The sequence below is a fragment of the Bartonella sp. AA81SXKL genome, assembly GCF_042196945.1.
GTDB lineage: Bacteria > Pseudomonadota > Alphaproteobacteria > Rhizobiales > Rhizobiaceae > Bartonella.
The window spans coordinates 1-8,922 of record NZ_JBHIRH010000027.1 but is presented as its reverse complement, the minus strand read 5'-3'; the positions used below and the strand labels follow the sequence as shown (position 1 = coordinate 8,922).

Sequence of the window (8,922 nt, the reverse complement as noted above, 5' to 3'; positions counted from 1 at the left end):
TTTCATAGTTTACGTGCAAATGACCGAGTTCACGCCCTGCTGTCACAAATTTCCAAAAATCATCAGCCGTTTTTACGCAAGGGATACGAGGCAATTCTTTGCATAAATTATCAGCATAACGGGTGCGATAATCTTCTGAATGCAAAAGACCGTAAACATAATAAAACAGATCATCTTTAGTGTTTTTTCATTAGGATAAGCGGCTTTTAAATATGCTAATCCTTCATCAGTTATAGCATTACGCATTTTCTTTTTTCTTATTTTAGTAAATAAGCGATTGTCATGCTATTTTTCTTATCAAGCGATAATAATGGATAGTTTTTTGTTGTCTCTAATATGTAACAGTTCCAATAAATTTGGTATATTCTATGAATAACAGTCTTTACTTGAAGCTCAAGATTATATTACATGCAACACCTTAAAATTAAGAAGCATATTAGAGTGTATGATTGTCATTTAACAGTGTAATTGTAAAATCTTCAAAAGCGGGGGAAATGATATGGTTTGCACAACTCATAAAGCAGGTGTATACAGTACAGTCTATGCTTTTTTCTCAGATGTTATAAGTATTATTCTCATCAAAAAATTAAAAAATTGTTACGCGGTTGGCGATTTTTTCTGTGACGCTGACGATATGGTTCATTTTGTTGCTCATTTTGAGGGCACAATGAATGCATAGATTTTTTTTCACTTTTGTTTTTGCGGCTATTTTGTGCCTTTTCTCGTTGCCGAGTTTTGCCCAAAACATTCGTGAGAAAGCGATTAATCAATCAGAGAGCATCCAACGACAACAAACACAACAACAGCGTTTTCAACGATTGCACCGTAGAAACGAAACACATGGGATATTTTTGCCAGACGATGATACCACATCTGCCTATGGTGCTTCATCTGGTACAACCTGTTTGCTGATCAAAAGCATTGAATTTGTTGGTGCTCAGTTGATTTCTCATACCGACCTTCATGAAGCCATTTCTCTTTGGGAAGGACGGTGTTTGGGGATTGCCGAAATCAATAAAGTGCTCAAAGCGGTGACCAAGCTTTATATGAAGCGCGGCTATATTGCGGTGCGGGCTTATTTGCCTGAGCAAGATTTAAGCGGCGGTCATCTCAAGATTGTTGTTGTTGAAGGTGTGATGGAAGATATTACCCTTGATGGGCATAAAGTTGGAAGGAAATCTCAAGGAGAAATCACCACGGCTTTTCCAAACCTTATTGGAAAACCGACCAATCTGCGCCAGATAGAGCAAGGGCTTGATCAAATCAATCGGCTTTTCTCACGCCAAGCCACCATTAATCTTGGTGCGGGGAGCAATTCGGGTGGTTCGATACTCGATGTTCATATTGAAAAACAGAAACCTTGGCTTATTACGCTTTCCAGCGATAATCTTGGCGCTAAAGCAACAGGGCTTTATCAAACGCGCTTGAGCTTTTCTTTTGATGATCTGTTGGGGATCAATGATCAATGGTCGTTGAGCTATCAGCGTTCTATGGATGGTAGTCCGTATCATTTTTCTCACAAGCGTCCCAATAGTGATACTCTAACGGGATCATTTTCTCTTCCCTATGGCACTTGGACAACAGGTTTTGATGGGACGTGGAGCCAATATCATTCGAGTGTTAAGGGAATATTTTCCGATATTATGACTGCGGGTAAGTCTTTATCGCTTACACCGTGGATTTCACGGGTTATCGACCGTGATCAAGAGGGAAAGACCTGGCTTACAGGACGGTTGACATGGAAATATTCTGATAATTTTATTATGGGCAGTCGGGTTGATGTTTCCAGCCGTAAATTGGCTATTGCAACCTTTGAGCTTGATCATTCGCGCAAGTGGCTTGGAGGAGAATTAAGCGCGCATATAGGGTTTCATAAAGGGTTGGCAATTCTTGGCGCTTATGACGATAAAGAGCAAGAGAATGCAACAAAAAATTCACCCAAAGGGCAATTTTCCAAATTGTCTTTTTCCCTAGGCTACGTGCGTTCTTTTTCGCTCAAACAGTATAACTTTCGCTATAACACGCTGTTTTCAGGACAATTATCACCCGACACGTTGTTTAGTTCAGAGCAAATATCGCTTGGTGGTAGTTCCTCTGTGCGTGGGGTGCGTGAGGCGATTTATTACGGCAATAATGGGGCGTTTTGGCGCAATGAATTGTCGCTGTTGTTGCCAGGTTTTTCTTCGAGAATGGGGCGTAAATTTATGAGCCAATTTGCCCCTTATATGGCGCTTGATCTGGGGGCTGTAGCCAATGATGTAAACAAAAACAGTTTTGGCGGGAGCCTCGTTGGGGCAACTCTTGGTTTCCATGCAACCGGAGACATTACGGATATTGATGTGTCTTATTCAAATATTTTAACCCAATCGACAGTGCGAGAAAAGGGGAATGCGACAGGGTTATTTCAAGTGCGGGCATTATTAAGATTTTAGAGCAAATGGGCGGTAAAAAATATCGCTGCGCTGTTTATACCCATATGGGTTGTTTTTTTAAAGAGATAAAGAATTTTATGAGGAGCTGAAGATGCGGGGATTGAAAAATCAAAAGCATAGATTGGGATATGGATACAAGCTATGGCAGCGCGTTCTTTGTGTTTTGCAGCGAGGGATCCATAAGGGGCTTTCACTTGTTTTAAGCTTTTGCTTAGCTTTTCAGCCTTTGTTGTTGCAAGCACAAGCGCTTGGAGCGCGAAGTCCTGTTGCACAAGAGAGCCAAGGGATTAAAGCAGCTGATGGGGTTGGCTCTGTTTTCCGCCCCACGGTGGGGAAAGCCGGCAATGATGTGCCGCTGATTGATATTGTTCGCCCCAATGGACAGGGTCTTTCTCATAACAAATATGACAGTTTCAATGTTGATACCCATGGCGTGATTTTGAACAATTCGACTGAGGAGGTTTCGCGTTCACAGCTTGGGGGATTGGTGCCTGGCAACGGCAATTTGCGTTATAGCGGTGCAGCAAAGGTTATCCTTAATGAAGTGGTGAGTGCCAATCGCTCGCTTCTTGAAGGCGTGAGCGAAGTACACGGGCATATGGCGGATGTTATTATCGCCAATCCCAATGGGATTACCTGTAACGGTTGTGGCTTTATTAATACACCACGGGTGACTTTATCGACCGGACAACCGATCATTGGAGCCGATGGCGCTTTGAGTGGGTTGCGTGTTGAGGGTGGAGATATCACTATAGGCTCTCGTGGGGCTGATGGGAGTGCATTAGATATTTTTGATCTTGTTTCGCGCAAGATCAGTGTCGGGGGTCCCATACAGGTCAAAGGAGATTTGGCTGTTATCGCGGGGCGCAATCATTTTGATTATGACAAACGCGAAGCAACTTCTCTTGGTTCTGATGGCAAAGAGCCGGAATTGGCGATTGATTCCAGTGAGTTTGGTGGAATGTATGCGGGGCAGATCCGCGTGATTGCCAATGATAAAGGTGCGGGCGTTAAGATGCGCGGAGACATGGTTGCCAATGCAGGCGCCATGAGATTGACAAGTGATGGCAAGCTGGTGATTGCCAAAGCACGCGCCAAAGGAGCGGTGAAGGCTCACTCCCACCACGATAGTGTGCACGTGAAAGATCTGCTTTTTTCAGAAGAAGCGGTTGAGCTGAAGGCTTTGAAACATGTTGAACTGGCTGAGCAAGCTCGCGTTGCAGCGAGCGGTACTGTTGATGTGCACGCCGATCTGATCAAGCTCCAGTCTCATGCTCTTCTAGCAAGCGGTATTGGGAGTGATGGTCAACAGTCAGCGACGGGTTCTTTGCATTTACAGGCAGCAAAGCTTGAGGCGGGGAATGGGCGGATAGCCGCCGGTGATCTTTTAGAGATCCAAGCAGCAACAATTGATCTGAGCCGCATGCAAGACAATGATCAAACAGGGGTTTCTTCCCTTGGCGATCTGACCATTAAAACCAATCAAATCAGCGCTTTAAACAACCATATTGGTGCCAAGGGGAATATTGTCTTGAGCGCCGATGATGGGCTCACTGTAGGCGCTGGACATTATAGCGCCGGCGGCTCTCTTTTGGTGGAAGCAACAGAGCTTACATCACGTGCGCGCTTAGTGGCAGAGCAAAAAATTGACCTTTATGCGCATCACGGTGCCCTGATCCAAGAAGGCACTGTCTGGTCTAATGGGGAGATAACGCTGGATGCCCATGGTGCCCTCAATCATACGGGTGATATTATCAGTATGCAGCAGGTTGCATTGACAGCGGGTGGCATGCTCACAACCGGTCAAGAGAGCACGATTTTAAGTTATGATGTGGTTTTAAGTGCTGATGCTTTAACCCAAGCAGGGACTGTGGAAGCCCAAGAAGGAGCATTAACCCTTCAAGTGCGTGATGGGGTTATCAATAGCGGCACAATGCGCGGTGAGAGTGTCGATGCTCATATTGGTGCATTTACCAATCAAGGGACGTTTATTGCAACCGATGATTTGCATTTGATGGTAAGCGCACAAGAAGGCGCCGATCCGCAACAAGCCTTTCTGAAGAATACATCCGAAGGGGTTCTTCAAAGTGGTGGCGTTTTTGTTGTGACCGCAGGGCAATTAGACAATGCCGGTGCGCTTGGCTCTAGTGGTGAGAATGTTGCCCTCAATGTGGCAGGGAATGTCAGCAATAGTGGGCTGATTTACGCCAAAAAATCTATGGATCTATTCAGTGATGGTGATTTAACCAACACACAGGGCAGAATGATTGCAGAAGAGGCTCTCAGCATTGGTGGGCTGAAAGAGACACGTGCTGGTCATATAAATAATGAGGCTGGTCTTCTCAGTGCTTTAGCCGGTGAGATGAAGATTGTTGCAACGTCTTTTGTCAATAAAAGCGCTGAAACGACAAATTCAGACCAACAAAACGCTACACATGATGAAGGTGCGCATGTTTTAGCGCGGGATGGTTTGCGCATTGATGTGGGCAGTTTTGAGAATGTTGATGGTCTCATTTCTACGCAAGGGGCAGTCAATATTGTTGCTGATAGTGTGATCCAAGCAGGGCACATAGAGATTGAGCGTGGTGACCTTCAACTGACCAGCCATGGTGATTTAACCAATAGTGGCACAATAGCAAGCAATGGCGCAATCACTGTGAATGCGCAAAACACTCTGAACCAAACGGGGCGTATTGTTTCGCAAAAGCGGATAGAACTCTCAACCGATGGCATCTTGACGCTGGGCGAGACAAGTGAGGTTGGCGCCTATGATGTAACGCTGAAGGCAGGCACACTCACCCAAGCTGGGCTTGTGGAAGCGCAAGGCGGAGTACTTACTCTCAACAGCCATGATGTTTTAAGTAATTCCGGTATTATGGTGGGCGGTGTTGTTGAAGCGAAGCTTGGGTCTTTAGCCAATTCCGGTCAGCTTTTAGCCAGTGACAGTTTTACGCTTGTGGCAGAAAGCCATGATCCGTCATTGGGGCAAGTTGCTCTGGTTTTAAATGGTGAAGACGGTGTTCTCAAAAGTGGTGGTGCTTTTGTCTTAACCGCAGATGTTTTGGACAATGCCGGCAGTATTGGTTCAAGTGGTGATGGGGTTGCGCTCAATGTGAGCGCTGATCTGAGTAATAGTGGGCTGATTTATGCCAAGAAATCTGCCATTTTCTCCTTAGATGGGGATTTTATCAATAAGTTTGCCGATGTCATTGCTGAAGACAATCTCATCATCCGTGGTTTAAGTGGAGAGCGGGCTGGTCATGTGATCAACAGCTCGGGTCTTTTAGAAGCCGTGTCCGGCGATATGACCTTCGATGTCTCAGCTCTCACCAACATGCGCGAAGGTGGAGTTGAAGTTAGCGATAAAGTGATTTCTCACAGTTACGTGCGAGGAGAATGGAAAGATGTCGAAAATATTGATCATTTACGTATCAAGGAAAATATCGACACCACGATCATTCGTCAGCAGCCTCATTTTACCAATAATGCTGCACAGATTTTAGTAGGACATCATCTGACAATTAATGCCGGTGATATCCGCAATAGCTATAGCTTGATTGCTGCCAATGGCAACATTGAGATGCATGGCGATACGCTGCTCAATGAGGGGCGCGATTTAATCGAAACAACTAAGATTGTAACTGAAACGCGCTACAGACATAAGCAATGTAGTATCACAAATCCAGCATGTATAAACGGTGCAGAAGAATGGGATGGTCCTACTTTTACCCAAACACTCAAACGCACTTATGATGCTGTTTACGGCACGATTGAAGCTGGTGGCACGCTTGATGCCAAGTTGACAGGCTATATTGACAATCATGCGGTGCGTGAGGGGGTTGAGCAAGTTGGCTTAAGCTCTGGCGATAAAGGTTTGGCTGGTGTTAAAAACACCGATTTTGACGGTTCCAAACCACTGATTAGTGATGATCGATTAGATGGGATTATCAATGGTTTGAAAGGGCACAAAGGGCTTTTTGCACCAAGCACAAAAACACCCGCACCAGAATCCATACAAGTGCCAACGCAAGATGGGCTTAACTCTGTTAAGACAGAATTGGACCAGACCCAAACACCGGATGTGCCATTTTTAGTCGAGACGCGTCCAGATTTTATCAACCCAAGTAAATTTTTAGGATCGGACTATTACTTAAAAAAGATTGGCAATTATAAGCCTGAGCACGTGTTCAAAAAGTTGGGGGATGCTTATTTTGAATATCGTCTGGTGGGTGAGCAAATCTTTGAACTGACAGGCAATCGCACTCTTCTTGATGTTGAAGATCCCAATGCTCAAATGCAAAGGCTCTATGACAATGCTGTGGAGCAGCAAGATCCCTTGGGGTTAGTGCTAGGCAAGCCCTTAACGCCTCAGCAAATTGCTGGGATCAAAAAGGATATGATCTGGCTTGAGACCCACCTTGTTGATGGACAAGAGGTCTTGGTACCCCACGTTTATTTGGCACCAAACACTTCTTTAGCACAAGATGTTTATGGGGCAAAAACGCAGCAAGGAAACCTTGCCAGTGCACGTTTGAAAGGCAATGGCGTCACTATAGAGACGGACCGTCTTACCAATAGTGGCACCATATCAAGTAATGGTGCATTGCATGTTTCGACTACGCAAACTTTGTTCAATAATGGTGGTTTTTTGCTTGGCAGCGGTGCTGTAGATCTCAGCAGTGGCAATCTTTTAGCCAACTCTTCAGGGGTTATTCTGGGGGATATCATCACCCTCAATGCGAAGACAATCATTGATGGTACTGCAAAAATCCGTGACACGAATGAATATGGTTTTGTTGATCGCAGTGGGCAGCAGGCTCAAATCATTTCTATACAGGATTTAAACATTCACTCCCTTGGCGATTTAAGCATGACTGGTGGCCAATGGAGCAGTGGCGGTCCGATGACGGTGATTGTCGGTGGTTCTGCTACGTTTGGTTCATTAGTGCTAGAGAGTGACCATAAGGAGACATTGGAAAAAGGGCATTATAACGCCCAAAGCAGTGAGCACCGTTTGACAGAAGTCAACAGTGATGGAGATTTGACCATTGTCACAGGTGGTGAACTTAACCTTGGGGGAAAGTTTAAAGCCAAGGGCAATGGGGATTTCACCAGTGGTGGCGCTCTCAACGCGATTTCAGAGCAAGATTTTAACAGTTTTGATTTGGATCTGAGGGGCAAAGAAGGCGACAAATCGAAGCAAAAGAATAAGTTTCGTCAACAATCAACAGAAGTTACTACAAACAAAACCACGATAGAAACAGAGGGCAACCTCTCCATGCATGCGCAAAATGGGGATCTCACGCTTGATGCGGCAGGGCTATCAAGTGGTGGTCAGACGCATTTGGCATCAGATACGGGGAAGATCAAGTTTCTGACCAACAAGGATCAAGATTTTAAGGACGTTTATCAGCGTAATGAAAACCTTGTGTGGTGGAGTGAGAGCGATAAAGGTTACCTTAAGGAGACCATCGAGCATGTCACCATAGATGCTAAGGGTGGCATAAAGCTTGATGCGGGTGATGGCTTTGTTGTTGAGTATCAGGCAACCGGTGATTTAGACAAATCCCTTGAGCAATTGTCTCGCTCTCCAGGCATGGCATGGATCAAGCAACTGCGTGATGATCCAGAATTATCCAAGCAAGTGGATTGGCAAGCAGTTAAGGCTGAATTTAAAGACTGGGATTATAAAGCCCAAGGGCTGACAGAAGCCGGTGCGGCTCTCGTGGCATTGGCTGTCACGGCGGTTACGGGTGGAGCAGCCTCGGGCGCTGCCAGTGCCATTACCGGTGCTTTGGGGCTTGGCTCGAGCACCGCCATGAATGCGGCGATACAGGCTGGTGTCCAAGCGCTGATTAACAAAAGCGCTGTGGCTCTTGTCAATAATCGCGGCAATATTGCCGGTGCCTTGCATGAGCTTGGCTCTTCAAAGAATATTCTCAGCATTGTCTCGTCGATGTTGACAGCAGGCTTAACCAGCCAACTAACCGAAATGGCTGGTGTTGGACAATCTTTGCCCAAAACGGCTCCTCTGGTTGATCGCATCACCCGTGAGGCGGAAAAGAACTTGATCAAAGCCGCCATTGGCACAGGCGTGCAAACGGCTCTTGAGGGTGGTTCTCTTGACAAGAACTTTTTTAACAATCTGCGCATCGCCCTGTCTGATACGGTTGGCAAATCGTTGGCGGAAGAAATCGGTACCGCCAAGGCTGAAGGCAAAATAGACACGGTCACACAGATCGTTGCCCACGCCGGTCTTGGCTGCTTAAAAGGCGCTGTTGCGAGCGGTGCTTGCACAGCCGGTGCTGTGGGGGGTGCTGTGGGCGAAGCCACTGCTATGCTCCAGTTTCAATTGTGGGTGCAAGGCATTGTGAAAGAGGAAATGGGGGACCTAAACGGTCGCACCCCAACTCCGGAAGAGGAAGCGCGTATAAACGCAAAGATTGATGCGCAGTTTGCTGACTTTAGAGACCACACCATTGATGTTGCA

At 46.0% G+C, this 8,922-nt stretch carries 2 protein-coding genes and 1 pseudogene; 2 read left to right on the top strand and 1 reads right to left on the bottom strand.

Annotated features, from left to right (window positions below):
- Positions 1 to 243 (bottom strand): annotated as a pseudogene (locus ACFINZ_RS08520) (type ISP restriction/modification enzyme); the annotation flags it as partial.
- A 428-nt stretch (positions 244 to 671) separates the two neighbouring features.
- On the opposite strand from ACFINZ_RS08520, the gene ACFINZ_RS08515 reads away from it, so the two are divergent.
- Together ACFINZ_RS08515 and ACFINZ_RS08510 are read left to right on the top strand one after the other, a co-directional pair.
- The gene (locus ACFINZ_RS08515; protein ID WP_375701325.1) at positions 672 to 2,432 is read left to right on the top strand and encodes a ShlB/FhaC/HecB family hemolysin secretion/activation protein; all 1,761 of its coding nucleotides are present in this window, start codon (positions 672 to 674) and stop codon (positions 2,430 to 2,432) included.
- Between the two features lie 91 nt (positions 2,433 to 2,523).
- Positions 2,524 to 8,922, top strand: a 6,399-nt coding sequence (locus ACFINZ_RS08510; protein WP_375701324.1) for a DUF637 domain-containing protein, incomplete at its 3' end; no start/stop codon positions are given.

Excerpts from the sequence above, each read along its gene's own strand:
- ACFINZ_RS08515 (WP_375701325.1), top strand. The coding sequence starts at position 672 with ATGCATAGATTTTTTTTCACTTTTGTTTTTGCGGCTATTTTGTGCCTT.